Origin of the sequence: Janibacter zhaoxuefangae (assembly GCF_050271985.1) — a bacterium.
GTDB lineage: Bacteria > Actinomycetota > Actinomycetes > Actinomycetales > Dermatophilaceae.
This window is the reverse complement of record NZ_CP189849.1, coordinates 387,334-404,903: the sequence shown is the minus strand read 5'-3', so window position 1 is coordinate 404,903 and position 17,570 is coordinate 387,334. Positions and strand designations below refer to the sequence as shown.

The following is a 17,570-nucleotide window of genomic DNA, read 5'->3' as shown; positions in this document are numbered from 1 at the left end:
CCGGAAGTCCGTATGCCGACGAGGTGTGCAGATTGTCCAGTCCGTTCGGATCGCCACCCAATCGTGACCCTCGCTGGTCGCCCTCGATCCGACGTTTTCCGGCGTCGCTCGGTACCATCGCGGAGTGCAGCCGACCGACGACGAGCTCTTTCGAGCCACCCAGGCGGCCGTCGCGCCGGGGACCGAACTGCGTGACGGCCTTGAGCGCATCCTCCGCGGTAACACCGGAGCACTGATCGTCCTCGGACATGACAAGACCGTGGAGAGCCTCTCGACCGGCGGGTTCCCGCTCGACATCGACTTCGCCGCCACGCGACTTCGCGAGCTGGCGAAGATGGACGGCGCCATCGTCGTCGACCGCGACGTCACGAAGATCCTCCGCGCAGCCACGCAGCTCGTGCCCGACCCGTCGATCGAGACGAGCGAGTCCGGCACCCGTCACCGCACGGCCGAGCGCGTCGCCAAGCAGACCGGCTTCCCCGTCGTCTCGGTGAGCCAGTCCATGCGGATCATCGCGCTCTACGTCGCGGGGCGTCGTCACGTCCTGCGGGACTCCAGCCAGATCCTCTCGACGGCGAACCAGGCACTCCAGACGCTGGAGCGCTACAAGTCCCGCCTCGACGAGGTGACCGGCACGCTGTCGGCGCTCGAGATCGAGGACCTCGTGACGATCCGCGATGTCGCCAGCGTCCTGCAGCGCCTGGAGATGGTGCGACGGATCAGCGAGGAGATCAGCAGCTACGTCGTCGAGCTCGGCTCCGACGGTCGTCTGCTGACGCTCCAGCTCGACGAGCTGACCGCGGGCCTGAGCAACGACCTCGAGTGGGTCGTCCTCGACTACCTCGCGAGCAACCGCAGCGGCCTGACGCTCGAGGAGGCCAGCGACAACCTCGTCGCCCTCGACAGCGCCGAGCTGCTCGACCTGTCGGCCTGTGCCCGGGCCCTCGGATTCACCGTCGTCGGAGATTCGCTCGACGGGTCGGTCAGCCCGCGCGGCTACCGGCTGCTCAACCGCGTCCCTCGGCTGCCGGGCGCCATCGTCGACCGCCTCGTCCTCCACTTCGGCGGGCTGCAGCCCCTGCTCGCCGCCAACATCGAGGACCTCATGGCCGTCGACGGCGTCGGCGAGGGTCGCGCGCGCATCGTGCGGGAGGGGCTGTCCCGTCTCGCCGAGACGAGCATCCTCGAGCGCTACGTCTGAGCGTGCCGTCCGAGCTGAGCACCTCCAAGGACCTGAGCTTGTCGAACGGCCGGAGTCCGTCCGCCGACGTGCGCGCGCTGCACGAGGACATCCTCGCCTGGTACGACGAGCACCAACGTGACCTGCCCTGGCGCGAGCCCGACTGCTCGGCATGGGGCGTCCTCCTCTCCGAGGTGATGGCCCAGCAGACCCCGCTCGCCCGGGTCGAACCGCTGTGGCGCGAATGGATGGAGCGTTGGCCGACACCGGCCGATCTGGCCGCCGCTCCCCCGGGCGAGGTCATCCGGGCGTGGGGCCGGCTCGGGTACCCGCGACGCGCGCTCCGACTCCACGAGGCGGCGTGCGCCATCGTCGACCGGCACGGGGGCGAGGTGCCCGCCGACCACGACCTGCTGCTGGCGCTCCCGGGGATCGGGACGTACACGGCTGCCGCCGTGTCCTCCTTCGCGTTCGGCGACCCCCGCGTCGTCGTCGACACGAACGTGCGTCGCGTGCTCGCGCGCACGCTGAGCGGGGAGGCGCAGGCGGCCCCGACCCTCACGCGCGCGGAGTCGGACCTGGCCGCGTCGGTCATGCCCGAGGACCGCGACGCCGCCAACACGTGGAACGTCGCCGTCATGGAACTCGGCGCGCTCGTCTGCACCGCCCGCTCCCCCGGCTGCGACGTGTGCCCGGTGACGCAGCACTGTGCGTGGTTCCGGGCGGGTCGGCCGCCGCACACCGGCCCCGTCCGCCGGGGACAGGCATGGCACGGGACGGACCGTCAGGCCCGGGGAGCGCTCTTGGCGGTGTTGCGGACCGCCACCGGGTCGGTGCCGCATGCGGCATTGGCCGCGGTCTGGGACGATGACGTGCAACGCGAACGCGCCCTCGACTCGCTCGTCGCCGACGGCCTCGTCGAGCCCCTCCCCCGCCGCCGCTTCCGCCTTCCCGCCTGACCCCCCTTCCCGCTCGCCCCCAACCCCCTTCCACAGGACTGCCCCCTTCCCCTGCCTGACCCCTCCCTGCACAAACGGGTTCGCGAGCCCACTCTTGCTTCGCGAGCCTGTTCAAACAGGCTCGGGAAGACCAAACCGGCTCGCGAACCGGTTGGGGTCAGCGGGCCAACTGCTGGCGGACCCGGCGCACCAGCGCAGCGGGGTTGCCGAGCTCGGCCCACGTGACGCGGACGATCCGGTAGCCGGCATCCCTCAGCCGCTCCTCGCGCTTCTTCTCCGCCATCAGCGCCCGCCGCCCGTCCTGCCCGGCGTACTTGAGGGCGCCGTCGAACTCGACGATCACCCGCTCATCCACGAGGAGGTCCACCCGCCCGATGAAGCCGTGCGCGTCACGGATCTCGACCTGCGATCGCACCGACAGCCCCGCCCCGGTGAGGATGATCCGCGTCAGCGACTCACCGGGCGACTCGCTCAGGGGGTCGGCCGCCTCCATGGCCGCGCGGCACTGGCCGACGCCGTAACGCACGCCCGTCGTCCGGAGGGACTCCTGCAGCTCCTCGGTGGTCACGAGGCCTCGGTGTAGCGCGCCATCCATGGCGACCACCCCAGCCCGATACCCGCTCGCCGCCGCGGTCAGGACGCAGGCGTCCGCGGGACTGACCACCCGTAGTGGATGTGTCAGTCCGCGCTGCAACTGCTCGGGGGTCGCGCGATGCACGTGAAGTCCGCGGCGGGGACGGCTCGTGACCACGGGCGCGACGACGTCGACGAGGCCGAGGTCGACGTCGTGGAGCGGCAAACCATGGACCGCCAGGGCCGCGTGGTGCGACACCATCCAGGTCGCATGGCCCAGGAGCAGGCCCCGCGCCGTGAGGACCAACCTCTCGTGCGGAGCCGCACCGGTCCACTTCTCCGCTAGGACGAAGAGGCCCGACCGGATCCGGACGAGTGCCCCGTCCCGCACGCAGGCCCGCAGCACCGCGGGCGAGACGTGCCCCGCGGACGCCTGGCCACGGGTGATGAGGCCGGAGTTGGCGTTGGCCAGCCGGGCGAGTTCAGGGTCGAGAGTCACCCGAGCAGCGTGTCAAAGCGCCGGCATCCGTGACTTGAGTCATCCACAGGCCTGCGCACAAACAGGCTCGCGAGCCTCTTTGCGCTTCGCGAGCCGGTTCAAACAGGCTCGGGAGGACCAAACCGGCTCGCGAGCCGTTTTGTGCAGGGAGTGAGGGTGGGCAGCGCGAAGGGGGTGAGTGAGAGCGCGAAGGGGGTGAGTGAGTGCTCGAAGGGGGGTGGGGCTGCGCGAAGGGGGTCAGAGGGTGCGCAGCATGCGCGTGTTGCCCAGGGTGTTGGGCTTGACCCGCTCGAGGTCGAGGAACTCGGCCACACCTTCGTCGTAGGAGCGCAGCAGTTCGGCGTAGACCTCCGGGGCGACGGCCTGTCCCTCGATGGCCTCGAAGCCGTGGCGCTCGAAGAACGCCGTCTCGAAGGTCAGGCAGAAGAGCCGCTCGACACCCAACGCCTGCGCGTCCTCGACGAGCTGCTCGAGCACGAGGGCGCCAATCCCCCGACCGACCATGGACCGATCCACCGCCAACGTGCGGATCTCCGCGAGGTCCTCCCACAGGACGTGCAGGGCGCCGCACCCGACGACGCGGCCGTCGACCTCGGCGACGCGGAACTCCTGCAGCCCCTCGAAGTAGGCCACGGCGTCCTTCGAGATGAGCACTCGCTCCTCGGCCAGCGGCGCCACGATCGCACGGATGGCCTTCACGTCGGCGGTGCGGGCGGCCCGAATGACGGGTCCGGCGCTGGGTTCGGTTGCGGGGGAAACGGTCTCGGCCACGACCCCACTGTAGGGGTCGTGGCCGAGACGGCTCAGGCCGCCCGAAGCGGCGTCACGGCGTGATCAGGCGCGCCCCCTGCTCAGGTACGACAGCTGCGACTGGGGGTTGAGCTGGTCGAGGACGAGCTTGTCCGCGTCCTTGGTCACCGGGTCGACGAACTTCAGGACGTCGAAGCCCTTGCCGAGATCGGAGGAGTAGATGTGGCCGTTGTAGTAGTACGAGGACCACGTGCCACCCCCGTCGTTCCCGGCAGCGGGGCCACGCTCGAAGTAGCCGAGCTCGCGCGGGTTCTCCGAGTCGGTGAAGTCCCAGATGCTCGTGCCGCCCATGTACCAGGACTGCACCATGATGTCGCGGCCCGCCACCGGGATCAGGGACCCGTTGTGCGAGACGCAGTTCTCCGAGTCGAACTGGTGGCGGTCGATCTTGAAGTAGGAGCGGAAGGAGAGCTTGTTGTTCTTGGACAGGTCATAGATCGCGTTGGCGCCGCGCTCGGGCCCCTCCGTCGTGTTGCAGGTGGCCGCGCCGCCGCCGCCCAGTTCGTCGGTGAAGACGACCTTGTTGGCCTTCTCGTTGAACGTCGCCGAGTGCCAGAACGAGAAGTTCGGGTCGGTCACGCGCTCGATCACCTTCGGCTTGGCCGCATTGGAGATGTCGAGGATGATCCCGTCACCCATGCAGGCCCCGGCAGCGATCTTGCGCTCCGGCAGAGCCGTGATGTCGTGGCAGCCGCTCGTCTCGCGGCGGGTGCCGTCGCCCTCCCCGGGCGTGAAACCACCGTCGGGGAAGAGGACGGGGGTGTCCACGACGGCGGCTGCGGTCGGGCGAGCCGTCGGGACCTTGACGATGGAGATCAGGTCGTGCGGGGTGGTGCAGTCCGGGTACTCCGAGCGCGGTCCGTAGCTCGAGACGTAGAGGTAGTCGGTGCCCTTGCCGTCCGGGACGAGCGTGTTGGTGTGCGACCCGCACGTCGTCTCGACGGAGGTGATGTACTTCGGCGCCGCGACATCGGAGATGTCGAAGATCTTGATGCCCTCCCACGAGTCCTTGATCGTCGCCGACTGCGACGTCGAGGCGCACGAGTCGTCCGAGCGCGAGGAGTCCGTGGACAGGTAGAGCAGGTTGCCGTTGACCGACACGTCGTTCTGCGATCCCGGGCAGGAGACCTGGACGACGGTCTTGGGCTGAGCCGGGTCGGAGATGTCGTAGATGACGAAGCCGTTGTAGTTGCCGACGAAGGCGTGGTCGCCCTGGAAGGCGATGTCCGTGCCCGTGGCCCCGGCCAAGGCGCCGGAACTGGGGATGTTGATGAGGTGCTCGACGTTGGCGCTGCGGCCGATCTGGTCCGGCAGCAGCTCCGTCCCCGACTTGCCGATCTGGTCGTCCGGGCCCGCGGCGGACGCGACGGTCCACCCCGTCCCGGCGATGGCGATGAGCGCTGCGGCGCTCGCGCTGAGAGTGCGACGCGATCTCATGGTGGTGCCCTTCTCGCGGAGGATGGCGGGCGCGAGGTTGGCCCGTTCCCGCCGCCGAAAGGCAAGCCTCTCGCCCGATTTGTCCCCTATTGGTCTGGACCGAGTCAGAACTTGGTCAAGACCACAACCGCCCGGCAACCCACGATCTGGGACGACCTAGGGTGGCCGGATGCTTCCCGCTCCCCGTAGCCCCCGCAGACCGCGGCTCGTGGCGGCAGCCGCCGCAGCCCTCGTTCTCGCCGGCACGAGCGCCTGCACCGAGAACTCGGGGACGGCCGCGCCACCGACGTCCACGGCCACGTCTCCCGACGCCCCCGTCCTCCAGCCCGGCCGCCCGGGCGAGAGCAACGCCTCGCTGACCGGCGACGATGCGGTCAACACCCCCAGCAAGACCTACACCCGGGGCGACGTCTCCTTCGTCCAGGACATGATCGTCCACCACGCTCAGGCCATCCGGATGTCGACCATCGCCAAGGGCCGGTTCACGGACGACGAGGTCTCGAGGATCGCGAGCCGCATCGCGGCCGAGCAGGGGCCGGAGTCCGAAGCGATGGCGACGTGGCTGGAGAACAACGACGAGGACGTCCCCCCGCAGGCCGAGAACCCCAACTTCGACGCCGGCCACGAGGGCCACGGCATGGCGGGCATGGCCAGCCCGGACCAGCTGCGCGAACTGGAGCAGGCCCGCGGCGTCGACCTCGACCTGCAGTACCTGACCCTGATGATCGCTCACCACGAAGGGGCCCTCGACATGGTCGTCGAGCGCTCCCGCGTCGGGCGTGACGTCTGGGTCGAGCGCCTCGGCGACGACATCGTCGCCACCCAGCAGGCGCAGATCAACCACATGGAGCGCATGCGCGCCCGCCTCAGCTGACCCCGGGCAGACCGACGACATGACGAAGGGGTCCGCCCCAGCTTTCGCTGGTGCGGACCCCTTCGGCGTCGGTGACCTAGACGGTCACTCGCCCGACTCGGTGGTGAGGAGCGGGAGGTCGAGCGGCCCGGCGTGCGGCGCGCCCACGAAGGTGAAGATCGCCTTCTTGCCCTCGCCCTCGACACCGACCGCGACGATCTCGCCGGCGGACAGCTCGCCGTAGAGGATCTTCTCCGAGAGCACGTCCTCGATCTCGCGCTGGATCGTGCGGCGGAGCGGACGTGCACCGAGCACGGGGTCGTAGCCCCGCGTCGCCAGGAGGTTCTTCGCGTCCTGGGTGAGCTCGATGCCCATGTCCTTGTCCTTGAGCCGCTTGTCCAGCTTCGCGATCTCGAGGTCGACGATCTCGACGATCTGCTCCTGGGTGAGCTGCGGGAAGACGATGGTGTCGTCCACGCGGTTGAGGAACTCGGGCCGGAAGTGCTGCTTGAGCTCGTCCTGGACCTTGTTCTTCATGCGCTCGTAGTCGCTGCCGGTGTCGCCGTGACCGGCGAAGCCGAGCGAGACACCCTTGGCGATGTCCCTCGTACCGAGGTTCGTCGTCATGATGATGATGGTGTTCTTGAAGTCGACCGACCGACCCTGGGAGTCGGTGAGGCGACCGTCCTCGAGCACCTGCAGCAGCGAGTTGAAGATCTCCGGGTGGGCCTTCTCGACCTCGTCGAAGAGGACCACGGAGAACGGCTTGCGACGCACCTTCTCCGTCAGCTGGCCACCCTCGTCGTAGCCGACGTAGCCGGGGGGCGAGCCGAAGAGCCGGCTGACCGTGTGCTTCTCGGAGTACTCCGACATGTCGAGGGTGATCAGGCTGTCCTCGTCGCCGAAGAGGAACTCCGCGAGCGCCTTCGCCAGCTCGGTCTTGCCGACACCCGTGGGGCCGGCGAAGATGAACGACCCACCGGGACGGCGGGGGTCCTTGAGCCCGGCGCGGGTGCGACGGATGGCCTGCGAGATGCCCTTGATGGCCTGGTCGTTGCCGACGACGCGCTTGTGCAGCTCGTCCTCCATGTGGAGCAGTCGCGAGGACTCCTCCTCGGTGAGCTTGAAGACGGGGATGCCGGTCGAGGCCGCGAGCACCTCGGCGATCAGCTCCTCGTCGACCTGCGCCACGACGTCCATGTCGCCGTTGCGCCACTCCTCCTCGCGCTTCGCCTTCTCGCTGATCAGGGTCTTCTCGTCGTCGCGCAGGCGCGCCGCCTTCTCGAAGTCCTGACCGTCGATCGCCGACTCCTTCTCGAGGCGCACGGCCGCGATCTTGTCGTCGAACTCCTTGAGGTCCGGCGGCGCGGTCATCCGGCGGATGCGCAGTCGCGCGCCCGCCTCGTCGAGCAGGTCGATGGCCTTGTCCGGCAGGAAGCGGTCGTTGATGTAGCGGTCGGCCATGTTGACGGCGCCGACGATGGCCGCATCGGTGATCGTCACCCGGTGGTGCGCCTCGTAGCGGTCGCGCAGGCCCTTGAGCATCTCGATCGCGTGCGCGATCGACGGCTCGGCGACCTGGATCGGCTGGAAGCGACGCTCGAGCGCCGAGTCCTTCTCGATGTGCTTGCGGTACTCGTCGAGGGTCGTCGCCCCGATCGTCTGGAGCTCACCGCGCGCCAGCATCGGCTTGAGGATGCTCGCGGCGTCGATGGCGCCCTCGGCGGCACCCGCACCCACGAGGGTGTGGATCTCATCGATGAAGAGGATGATGTCGCCGCGCGTGCGGATCTCCTTGAGCACCTTCTTGAGGCGCTCCTCGAAGTCACCGCGGTAGCGGGAGCCGGCCACGAGCGAGCCGAGGTCGAGCGTGTAGAGCTGCTTGTCCTTCAGCGTCTCCGGCACGTCGCCCTTGACGATGTCCTGCGCGAGACCCTCGACGACGGCGCTCTTGCCGACGCCGGGCTCACCGATGAGCACGGGGTTGTTCTTCGTGCGGCGGGAGAGGACCTGCATGACGCGCTCGATCTCCTTCGAGCGGCCGATGACCGGGTCGAGCTTGCCCTCGCGGGCGGCCTGGGTCAGGTTGCGACCGAACTGGTCGAGGACGAGCGAGCCCGCGGGCGTGCCCTCGGCCTGACCACCCGCGCCGACACCGGCGGTCTGGCCCTCGGTGCCACCCTGGTAGCCCGAGATGAGCTGGATGACCTGCTGGCGGACGCGACCGAGGTCGGCGCCGAGCTTGACGAGGACCTGGGCGGCCACGCCCTCGCCCTCGCGGATGAGGCCGAGCAGGATGTGCTCCGTGCCGATGTAGTTGTGCCCCAGCTGGAGGGCCTCGCGCAGGCTCAGCTCGAGGACCTTCTTCGCGCGGGGCGTGAAGGGGATGTGACCGGACGGTGCCTGCTGGCCCTGCCCGATGATCTCCTGGACCTGCTCGCGCACGGACTCGAGGGAGATGCCCAGGCTCTCCAGAGCCTTGGACGCCACGCCTTCGCCTTCGTGGATGAGGCCGAGGAGGATGTGCTCGGTCCCGATGTAGTTGTGGTTGAGCAGGCGCGCTTCTTCCTGCGCCAGCACGACCACCCGTCGGGCCCTGTCGGTGAACCGCTCGAACATCTTTTCCGCTCCTGCCTATCGAGTCACCTCGATGCTAGCCGCGCCCCGTGCGAAGTCCCGCACTGATTCCCGCTTCGAGTCGAGATCGGGACGTGGCGTCTTGTGCGGACCAACGCCACCCATGGGCCGGTTGTTCCGGTTCGAGACCCGCTGTTCGCTGTGGGCGGACGCGCGTGCGGTTCAGGAACGGCGCTGGCAGTTGCCGCACCAGAAGAGGTTGCGGCCCGCCACGACCTGGGTCCGGATCCTGGAGCCACAGGCGCGGCACGGCTCCCCGGCCCGGCGGTAGACGTAGGAGGTGCGCTCCTCGAGCGGGTCGACCTCGCCCGCCGCGAGATCGGCCTGGACCTGGGCGACCTGCTCGGCGACGGTGACGATCTTGCCCGTGGCCACCCCGAGCGGCATGAGCTCGACGAGATCGAGCCAGATCGCGTCCCACGTGGAGCGCTTGATCCGGCGGCCTTCCCGGAGCGGATGCACGCGCTGCCGGAAGAGGACCTCGCTGCGGTAGACGTTGCCGACGCCGGCGAGCACGCCTTGGTCCATGAGGAGCTCCGCGATGCTCCGGTTGCTGCGCGTGATCTTGCGCCACCCGAGCTCGGGGTCGGGGTCGGGGCGCAGCGGGTCGGGTCCGAGCCGCCCCATGACGGCCTCCACCTGGTCGGGGGTGATCACCGCGCAGAGGTTCGGTCCGCGCAGGTCGCCCGTGTGCTCGTCCGTGGCGAGCCGCAGCCGGACCTGGCCCACGACGGGCATCTCACCGACATAGGCGTGACGGTCGATCGTGAAGGTGCCGATGAGCCCGAGGTGGACGTGCAGCCAGGCGTCGGCCGTGAACTCGGCGAAGAGGTGCTTGCCCCACGACATCGCGTGCACGAACTCGCGCCCGTCGAGCAGTGCGGCGCCCGCCGTGAACTTGCCCTGCGGGCTGGTGACCGACGGCGTGGTCCCCGCGAAGGCGGCGTCGAGGTCCCGGGCGAGCCGGTGGAGAGTGTGTCCCTCAGGCATGGCGAAGGTCGCTCAGCTCGCCTTCTTCTTCGGCGCCTTCTTGGCCGCGGCCTTGCGGGCCGGGGCCTTCTTCGCGCCCGCCTTCGTCGCCGGTGCGGCGGCCTCGTCGTCAGAGTCGTCCGTCGCGGTGGCCTCGCCACGCGCCGCCTTCGCCTTCTCGACGGACTTGGCCAGGGCGGCCAGCAGGTCGACGACCTGACCGGACTCCCCTTCGGGCTCCTCGGCGGCCTGGACCTCGCCGCCCTCGACCTTCGCCTTGACGAGCGCCTGCAGGGCGATGGCGTAGTCGTCCTCGTACTCGGACGGCTCGTAGTCCCCCGCGAGCTGGTCGATCAGGGTCTCGGCCATGGCGAGCTCCTGCGCCGTGGCGTGCTGGTCCTCGTCGATGTTGGCGAAGTCCGCAGCCCGGACCTCATCCGGCCACAGCATCGTCTGCATGACGATGACACCGTCCTTGACGCGCAACACGGCCATCGTCATGCGGGTGCGGATCGAGACGGTGACGATCGCCATCCGGTCCGCCTTCGCGAGCGCGTCGCGCAGCAGGACGTAGGGCTTCGTCGCGGACTTGTCCGGCTCGAGGTAGTAGCACTTGTCGAGGTAGATGGGGTCGATCTGGTCCGCCGGCACGAACTGCTTGACGGCGATCTCCTTCGACGTGCGCGCCGGCAGGTCCTTGAAGTCCTCATCGGTGAGCACGACCATGTCGCCGTCCGCGGTCTCGTAACCCTTGGCGATGTCGTCGAAGGCCACGACCTCGCCGTCGATCGAGCACGTCCGCTGGTACTTGATCCGGCCGCCGTCCTCACGGTGGACCTGCCGGAACTGCACGTCGTGGTTCTCGGTGGCGGAGTAGAGACGGATCGGGACGTTGACGAGCCCGAACGAGACGGCACCCTTCCAGATGGCACGCATGGCACAGACCTTTCGCGACGACGACCCGACCTGCTGAGCCTACGGCGGACGTGGGCGCAGGACGAGTCCCGGCGGGGTGGGCCAAGATGGGCTCGTGCATCCCATGCTCGCGACGACCGCCACCGCCGTACCCACCGGCCCGGAGTGGGTGCACGAGGTGAAGTGGGACGGGATGCGGGTCCTGGCGGACGTGAGCGACGGGGTGACGACCCTCGCCTCGCGCAACGGCAACGACGTCACGGCGTCCTTCCCCGAGCTGGCCGGACTGGGCAGCGGCTACGACGACCTGTTGGTCGACGGCGAGATCGTCGCGCTCGCGGACGGGCGCCCCTCCTTCGGTGCCCTGGCCGAGCGAATGCACGTCAAGGACCGGCGTCGCGCCGAACGCCTCATGGCCGCCCGCCCCGTGACGCTCATGGTCTTCGACCTGCTCCGGCTCTTCGGGCAGGACCTCACGGGCATGCCCTGGAGCGATCGACGGGCCCTGCTCGAGCGGCTGGAGTTGAGCGGTCCCCACTGGCAGGTCCCACCCACCCACGACGACGGCCCCGGCCTCTTCGAGGCCACCCGGGACCAGGGGCTGGAGGGCATCGTGAGCAAACGCCGGACCGCGGCCTACGCGGCCGGCCGGCGGTCCGAGGACTGGCGCAAGTCCGCCCACCGGGTGACGCACTCGGCCGTCATCGGCGGGTGGCGTCCCGAGAAGGACTCGCCCGGGCGCCTGGGCGCCGTGCTGCTCGGCGTCCCCGACGGCGAAGGTGGGTGGCGCTACGCCGGCCGGATGGGCAGCGGCATCGCCGGCCGCGCGGCCACGTCGCTCGCCGAGCTGCTCGCTCCGCTGACCCGCGCGTCGCCCCCCTTCAGCGACGAGGTGCCACGGCTCGACGCCGCCGGCGCGACGTGGGTCGAACCCCGGATCGTCATCGACACCCTCAGCCTGGGGCACACCGACGGTGGCCGGCTGCGGCAGCCCACCTACGTGGGGGTCCGCCACGATCTCGATCCCGAGGATCTCACCGATGCCTGAGCCCGGCACGACCATCGTCCAGATCGAGGGGCGGCGCCTCAAGCTGTCCAGCCTCGACAAGGTGATGTACCCCGCGACGGAGACGACGAAGGCGGAGGTGCTCGACTACTACGCGCGGATCGCACCGGTCATGCTGCCCCACCTCGCGCAGCGTCCGGTGACAAGGGTGCGCTGGCCGCACGGGGTCGAGGACCCGACGATGTTCTTCGAGAAGAACCTCCCCTCGGGGGCGCCGTCGTGGTTGCGGTCCGTGGCGATCGACGACGTGACCTACCCCTTCGTCGACGACCTGCCCGCACTGACGTATCTCGCGAACCTCAACTCGCTGGAGTTTCACGTCCCCCAGTGGCAGGTGGACGAGGACGGCGATCGGCTCAACCCGGACCGGCTCGTCATCGACCTCGATCCGGGCAAGCCGGCCGGGCTCCACGAGTGCGCCGTCGTCGCGCTCCACCTCCGCGAGCGCCTCGGGACACTCGGGCTCGACCTCTTCCCCGTCACCAGTGGCAGCAAGGGCATGCAGCTCTACGCCGCGCTCGGCGGCGACCTGACCTCGGAGCAGGTCCGCGACCTCGCGCAACAGCTCGCCCAGGAGATGACGAAGAAGCACCCCGACCTCGTCCTGTGGAAGATGACGAAATCGCTTCGCCCGGGCAAGGTCTTTCTCGACTGGTCGCAGAACGTGGCCGCCAAGACGACCATCTGCCCCTACTCACTGCGTGGTCGCGAGCTCCCGCGGGTCGCGGCTCCGCGCACGTGGGCCGAGATCGAGGCCGGCGCCGAACGGCCCGGCGCGCTCGAGCACGTCATGTTCGACGAGGTCCTCGATCGCGTCGCGGAGCACGGCGACCTGCTGGCCGACCTGCTCTGACCCTCCACCCATCCCGCCTCGCCGAAAGCTGCCTCTGACGATGACCGAGTCCCCCACCGCTCCCGCCCAGCCCGGCGCCCTCATGGCGGCGGAGATCGCCGAACAACCCGCCGTCCTCCGGCACGTCCTCGAGGAGGCCCCCGAGGCGATCGAGCAGGTCGCCGCCCGGGTGCGGGCCGCCGCGCCCCGGATGGTGCTCCTCGCCGCGCGCGGCACCTCCGATCACGCGTGCATCTATGCCAAGTACCTCGTCGAGACGGTCCTGGGCCTGCCGGCGGGCCTCGTCTCGACCTCCGTCTACACGACCTACGGGACCCGGCCGCGGCTGGATGGCGTGCTGTGGATCGTCGTCAGCCAGTCCGGCGGCTCGCCCGATCTCGTTGCCTCGACGACGGCCGCGCGCGAGGCCGGGGCGCTCACGGTCGCCCTGACGAACGTGGCCGATTCCCCCTTGGCCGCGGCGGCCGAACTCACGCTGCCGATGCTCGCCGGCCCCGAGACGTCGGTCGCGGCGACGAAGACCTACACCGCCAGCCTGCTCAACCTGTGGCTGCTCATCACCGCGATCGCCGGGCGCCCCACCGACGCTGCGGCCGCCGTCCCGGACCACGCCGAGGCTGCCCTGATCGCCAACGGCGTCGACGACGTCATCGCCCGCTACCGCTTCGTCGACAAGCTCGTGACGACGTCCCGCGGCTACGCCTATCCGACGGCCCGCGAGTCGGCGCTCAAGCTCATGGAGACGTGCTACCTGTCCGCGCACGCCTTCTCGGGTGCGGACCTCCTGCACGGCCCCCTTGCCATGATCGACGCCGACCGACCGGTCGTGACGATCGTGCCCGAGGGGCCCGGCGGCGACGCTCTCGTGCCTGTCCTCGAGCGACTCCGCGAGCGCGGAGCGGACGTCTGCCTCGTGGCCCCACCGTCGGTCGTCGGGAGCGACGTGCGGATCGATCTGCCGGCCGCCATGGACGAGCAGTTCGCCCCGATCGCCCAGATCATCCCGCTGCAACGGCTGGCCCTCGGGATGGCCACGGGCCGGGGGTACGACCCGGACCGACCGCGCGGACTGCACAAGGTCACCGAGACCTTCTGAGTCGGGCCGGTCCCTCCGGGGATCAGGGGCGGGTCGTCTGGCGCGGGCAGGCCTGGCACTCGCGCATGCCGGGCAGCGCGAAGAGGAAGCAACAGGACACCCGCGGCCCCGGGTCCGGATGCGGGGGCGGCAGGACGGCGCGGCGCGCCCGGTCCTGCGCCATCGCCCACATGTCGTCGACCATCCCGGTTCGTTGCCGGGAGGACGTCTTGACGCCGCTGTCGTAGGTGGCGGCGAGACGGTGGGCCGCCGTCAGGTACTCGACCTCGGCGGCCCGCAGCCGAGCCGGGATGTCGCCCGGCGCAGGCGCCACGGCGGACAGCCCGAAGGTCGCCGGGAACAGCCCCACGGGGTCGAGCGCGAAGGACACGTCCTCCAGCGCCACCCGCCAGGGCCCGAGCACCGCGACCATGGTCAACAGGGTCGCCGGCACCTCGAGGCACCACTGGAGCACCATCGCGCTCGGTGTCCGGGCCGGCGCGGGGACCCCGTGTTGCCGCGTCATCTGGGCACCCACCGCCGCGCGCCAGCCAGCCGTCGGGTCCTCACCGCGGACCTGGGCCTCGAGGATCTCGCTCCACCCCACGGCCAGACGCGTGGGCGCGACTCCCGTCCACGGCAACCGGGCATCGAGGAGCCCGGCCACGAGCGTCAGCTCGGGACCGGGCTCGTCGAGTGGCACCGTCAGCGGTTGGCCGCGGCGTAGGCGTCCTGGATCTCGGCGCTGATGCGGCCGCGGTCGGACACCTGGTGGCCGTTGGCCCGGGCCCACTCGCGGATGGCGGCGAGCTCGTTCTTGCGGTCGCCCGACGTGCCGGCGGCGGCGCGCCGACCCGTGGAGCGGCGACCGGTCACGCGGCGGGCGTGGCCCGTCCAGGTGGCGAAGTCGTCGCGCAGCCGAGCGGCGTTGGCGGCATTGAGGTCGATCTCGTAGGTGACGCCGTCAAGGGCGAAGGTCACCGTCTCGTCGGCCGGGGACTTGTCGAGGTCGTCCTCGAGGACGACCTGTACGCGCTGTGCCATTGCAGTGATACCTCTTTCGGAGATGAACAATGCCTTTCGACTCAATATAGGCCGAGAATGCACGTCACAACAATGTCATACCGCCGACATCCATCACGAGAGTCGATCATCGGCGTGCGAAATCATTCGGCGGGAGGCGTGGTGCCGGCTTCCTTTTCCGCCGCACGTCGCTGCTCCGATTCCCAGATCGCGTGGGCGCGACGCTCCGCACGGTCCCCTTCGAGCATGTACTTGATGACGAAGAAAAAGAGCAGACCCAAACCGACGGTCGGCACCAGCGCAATGACGTAGGACATCCAGGTATCCATGCTCAGGCCTCCGGCTTGAGATGCGGGAAGAGCAGGGTCTCGCGAATGTTGGCCCCGGTGAAGAACATGACGAGTCGGTCGATACCCAGGCCGAGACCGCCCATCGGCGGCGCCCCGTACTCCAGCGCCCGGAGGAAGTCCTCGTCCAGCTGCATGGCCTCGGCGTCACCCGCGGCCGCCCGCAGCGACTGGGCGGTGAGCACCTCGCGCTGGATGATGGGGTCGACGAGCTCGGAGAACCCGGTGCCGCGCTCGACGCCGGCGATGATGAGGTCCCAGGCCTCGATGAGGCCGGGCTTCTCCCGGTGCGGGCGCGCCAGCGGCTGGGCGCTCGCGGGGTAGTCGCACAGGAAGGTCGGCTGCAGGAGCGTCGGCTCGACCAGCTCACCGAGGAGCTCGAGGGCGACCTTCTCACCGCCCCACGCGGGATCGATCTCGACGTCGTGGGCCGCCGCGATCTCGCGCAGCCGCTCCACGGGGGTCTCGATCGTCACGGTCTCCCCGACGACCTCGGAGATGCCGTCGTAGACCGGCAGCCAACGCCACTCACCATCGAGATCGACCGTGCCGGCTTCGGTCTCGACGATCCGGGATCCGCTCGCGTCCGCGGCGGCCAGATAGAGGTCGCGCATCAAATCGGCAATGGTGCCTTGGTCCCCATACGCCTGATATGCCTCGAGCATCGTGAATTCAGGTGAATGCGTGGCGTCGACACCCTCATTGCGGAAGATGCGCCCCATCTCATAAACCTTGTCGACGCCGCCGACGACGGCCTTCTTGAGATTGAGCTCGAGAGCGATGCGCAGCGACATGCCCTGATCGAAGGCGTTCATGTGCGTGTTGAAGGGGCGGGCCGCAGCGCCGCCGTGGACCAACTGGAGAACGGGCGTCTCGACCTCGAGATAACCCCGGTCCTCGAGGCAGCGGCGGATGGCGGCCAGGATGCCGGCCTTGGTCCGGACCATGTCGCGCGCTTCCTGGCGGACGACGAGGTCGGCGTAGCGCTGACGCACGCGGGCCTCCTCCGACAGGTCCTTGTGCAGCACCGGCAGCGGGCGCAGCGCCTTGCTTGCCATCTCCCAGCGAGTGGCCATGACGGACAGCTCGCCGCGGCGCGAGCTGATGACGCGGCCCTCGACGAAGACGTGGTCACCGAGGTCGACGTCGGCCTTCCAGGCGGCCAGTGCGTCCTCCCCGACCTCGGCGAGGCTGAGCATGACCTGCAGCCGGGTGCCGATCCCCTCCTGGAGGGTCGCGAAGGCGAGCTTGCCCGTGTTGCGCACGAAGATGACCCGGCCGGCGACGCCGACGACGTCCTGCGTCTCCTCGCCGGTCTCGAGGTGGGCCCAGCCCTCGCGGACCTCGGCAAGGGTGTGGGTGCGCGGGACGTGCACGGGGTAGGCCTCGCGGCCCTGACGGAGGAGGCGATCGCGCTTCTCCCGGCGGATCCGGATCTGCTCGGGCAGGTCGATCTCGGGCTGGGTCTGGGGCGCATCGGTCACGCCGCGAGTTTACCGGCGGCGGACAGGCACCCCGGACCGCCCGCGGGCTGTTGCCGGGGCAGCCCCTCAGAGCCAGTCGACGATGGCCTCGAGAACCTGAGCGCCGAGCTCGCGGTCCGCCTCCGGTGTGCCGCCGTGCGCCATCCGCGGCGGCGGCGGGATGTCCTCATCCGGCAGGAGCACCCGGTGCCCGGCGCGGGGGTGGATGAGCAGCCGCGTGCCCGCACCGCTGCCGGTGCGTCGCTCGCGGATCTCCTGCGCCGCGACGGCGGATGGCCAGACCCGGTCATCGCCCCCGGCGACGAGGAGGAGGTCGGCCGAGATGTCCTCGACGACGATCCGGGCACGCCCGACCAGGCCGGGGTGCGAGCGTAGCGAGGCCTCGTGCAACTGGCGCGTCGTCGTGAAGTCCGGGCCGCGCCACGCGGTCTGATCGACGTAGGGCACGAAGTGCAGCGGGTCGCCGTGCCAGGTGAACTGCGAGCGGTGCACCGGGGTGCCGTCGTCGTGCTGGTCGGGCGTCGCCCAGACGACCGTCGTCGGCGCGATCGCCACGACGAGGTCGACCCGCGGGTCCGCGATGCCGACGAGCATGGCCGCCGCCGCGCCGTAGCTCGTGCCGAGCACGATGATCCGGTCGGCGTACTCGCGCAGTGTGGTGACGTGCTCGGCGATCGACTCGACCGGCACCTCCGTCGGCGTCGGCGGCTGTCCCTCGTCGCCGAACCACCGCACGGCCAGCGCCGCGACGCCGTGCTCGGCGAGGACCCGCGCCCGCGACGCCTCCACCCGGCCGCTCGAGCCGCTGAGGACGAGCGCGGCCGCGCGCGGGCGACCTTCGGGCAGGCAGAGCACGCCGTGCTCGACCGCGCGCTCGGTCACCCCCACGG

At 70.1% G+C, this 17,570-nt stretch carries 17 protein-coding genes; 6 read left to right on the top strand and 11 right to left on the bottom strand.

Features of this window, described 5'->3' with window-relative positions:
• Positions 1-124 precede the first annotated feature (124 nt).
• Positions 125-1,201 carry a DNA integrity scanning diadenylate cyclase DisA gene (gene disA / locus ACQBAS_RS01940; RefSeq protein ID WP_427384658.1) on the top strand — a complete coding sequence of 359 codons (1,077 nt, stop codon included), beginning with the start codon at positions 125-127 and terminating at the stop codon, positions 1,199-1,201.
• A 38-nt stretch (positions 1,202-1,239) separates the two neighbouring features.
• Complete coding sequence (locus ACQBAS_RS01935; protein ID WP_427384656.1) at positions 1,240-2,139, top strand: A/G-specific adenine glycosylase; 900 nt, start codon at positions 1,240-1,242, stop codon at positions 2,137-2,139.
• Between the two features lie 157 nt (positions 2,140-2,296).
• Here the strand turns inward: ACQBAS_RS01935 and ACQBAS_RS01930 are convergent, their stop codons facing one another.
• The 3 genes from ACQBAS_RS01930 to ACQBAS_RS01920 all read right to left on the bottom strand — a co-directional run bounded on the left by ACQBAS_RS01930 (position 2,297) and on the right by ACQBAS_RS01920 (position 5,458).
• Positions 2,297-3,211: a hypothetical protein gene (locus ACQBAS_RS01930; RefSeq protein ID WP_427384655.1), complete on the bottom strand. Its 915-nt coding sequence runs from the start codon at positions 3,209-3,211 to the stop codon at positions 2,297-2,299.
• 237 nt (positions 3,212-3,448) lie between these two features.
• Entirely contained in the window at positions 3,449-3,982 is a 534-nt protein-coding gene (locus tag ACQBAS_RS01925; RefSeq protein WP_427384654.1) for an amino-acid N-acetyltransferase, read from the bottom strand.
• A 63-nt stretch (positions 3,983-4,045) separates the two neighbouring features.
• Entirely contained in the window at positions 4,046-5,458 is a 1,413-nt protein-coding gene (locus ACQBAS_RS01920; protein WP_427384653.1) for an LVIVD repeat-containing protein, read from the bottom strand.
• A gap of 169 nt (positions 5,459-5,627) precedes the next feature.
• Between ACQBAS_RS01920 and ACQBAS_RS01915 the strand changes: the two genes are divergently transcribed.
• A complete protein-coding gene (locus ACQBAS_RS01915) occupies positions 5,628-6,332 on the top strand; it encodes a DUF305 domain-containing protein (protein WP_427384652.1) in 705 nt (234 codons plus the stop codon).
• Positions 6,333-6,416: 84 nt separating this feature from the next.
• On the opposite strand, the gene ACQBAS_RS01910 is transcribed toward ACQBAS_RS01915, so the two are convergent.
• The 3 genes from ACQBAS_RS01910 to ACQBAS_RS01900 form a co-directional block, all read right to left on the bottom strand.
• Positions 6,417-8,930, bottom strand: coding sequence for an ATP-dependent Clp protease ATP-binding subunit (locus ACQBAS_RS01910; RefSeq protein WP_427384650.1), 2,514 nt, complete (start codon positions 8,928-8,930; stop codon positions 6,417-6,419).
• Between the two features lie 180 nt (positions 8,931-9,110).
• On the bottom strand, positions 9,111-9,938 hold the full coding sequence (locus ACQBAS_RS01905) for an Fpg/Nei family DNA glycosylase (protein WP_427384648.1): 828 nt from the start codon (positions 9,936-9,938) through the stop codon (positions 9,111-9,113).
• Positions 9,939-9,950: 12 nt separating this feature from the next.
• Complete coding sequence (locus ACQBAS_RS01900) at positions 9,951-10,853, bottom strand: Ku protein (protein WP_427384647.1); 903 nt, start codon at positions 10,851-10,853, stop codon at positions 9,951-9,953.
• A gap of 103 nt (positions 10,854-10,956) precedes the next feature.
• Here ACQBAS_RS01900 and ligD (ACQBAS_RS01895) point away from each other — a divergent pair, with 103 nt between their 5' ends.
• The 3 genes from ligD (ACQBAS_RS01895) to ACQBAS_RS01885 are packed head-to-tail and all read left to right on the top strand — an operon-like array spanning position 10,957 to position 13,847.
• The gene (ligD, locus tag ACQBAS_RS01895; protein WP_427385560.1) at positions 10,957-11,880 is read left to right on the top strand and encodes a non-homologous end-joining DNA ligase; all 924 of its coding nucleotides are present in this window, start codon (positions 10,957-10,959) and stop codon (positions 11,878-11,880) included.
• On the top strand, positions 11,873-12,751 hold the full coding sequence (ligD, locus tag ACQBAS_RS01890) for a non-homologous end-joining DNA ligase (RefSeq protein ID WP_427384646.1): 879 nt from the start codon (positions 11,873-11,875) through the stop codon (positions 12,749-12,751). Before ligD (ACQBAS_RS01895) ends, ligD (ACQBAS_RS01890) begins: the two co-directional genes overlap by 8 nt.
• A gap of 40 nt (positions 12,752-12,791) precedes the next feature.
• A complete protein-coding gene (locus ACQBAS_RS01885) occupies positions 12,792-13,847 on the top strand; it encodes an SIS domain-containing protein (RefSeq protein ID WP_427384645.1) in 1,056 nt (351 codons plus the stop codon).
• 22 nt (positions 13,848-13,869) lie between these two features.
• On the opposite strand, the gene ACQBAS_RS01880 is transcribed toward ACQBAS_RS01885, so the two are convergent.
• From ACQBAS_RS01880 to ACQBAS_RS01860, 5 genes are all read right to left on the bottom strand, one after another.
• Positions 13,870-14,529, bottom strand: coding sequence for a hypothetical protein (locus ACQBAS_RS01880; RefSeq protein WP_427384644.1), 660 nt, complete (start codon positions 14,527-14,529; stop codon positions 13,870-13,872).
• Positions 14,530-14,531: 2 nt separating this feature from the next.
• Entirely contained in the window at positions 14,532-14,870 is a 339-nt protein-coding gene (locus ACQBAS_RS01875; protein ID WP_427384642.1) for a histone-like nucleoid-structuring protein Lsr2, read from the bottom strand.
• Between the two features lie 122 nt (positions 14,871-14,992).
• Positions 14,993-15,166, bottom strand: coding sequence for a hypothetical protein (locus ACQBAS_RS01870; protein WP_427384641.1), 174 nt, complete (start codon positions 15,164-15,166; stop codon positions 14,993-14,995).
• Between the two features lie 14 nt (positions 15,167-15,180).
• On the bottom strand, positions 15,181-16,680 hold the full coding sequence (gene lysS / locus ACQBAS_RS01865) for a lysine--tRNA ligase (protein WP_427384640.1): 1,500 nt from the start codon (positions 16,678-16,680) through the stop codon (positions 15,181-15,183).
• Positions 16,681-16,746: 66 nt separating this feature from the next.
• Positions 16,747-17,562, bottom strand: coding sequence for an alpha/beta fold hydrolase (locus tag ACQBAS_RS01860; RefSeq protein ID WP_427384639.1), 816 nt, complete (start codon positions 17,560-17,562; stop codon positions 16,747-16,749).
• Between the last annotated feature and the right edge of the window lie 8 nt (positions 17,563-17,570).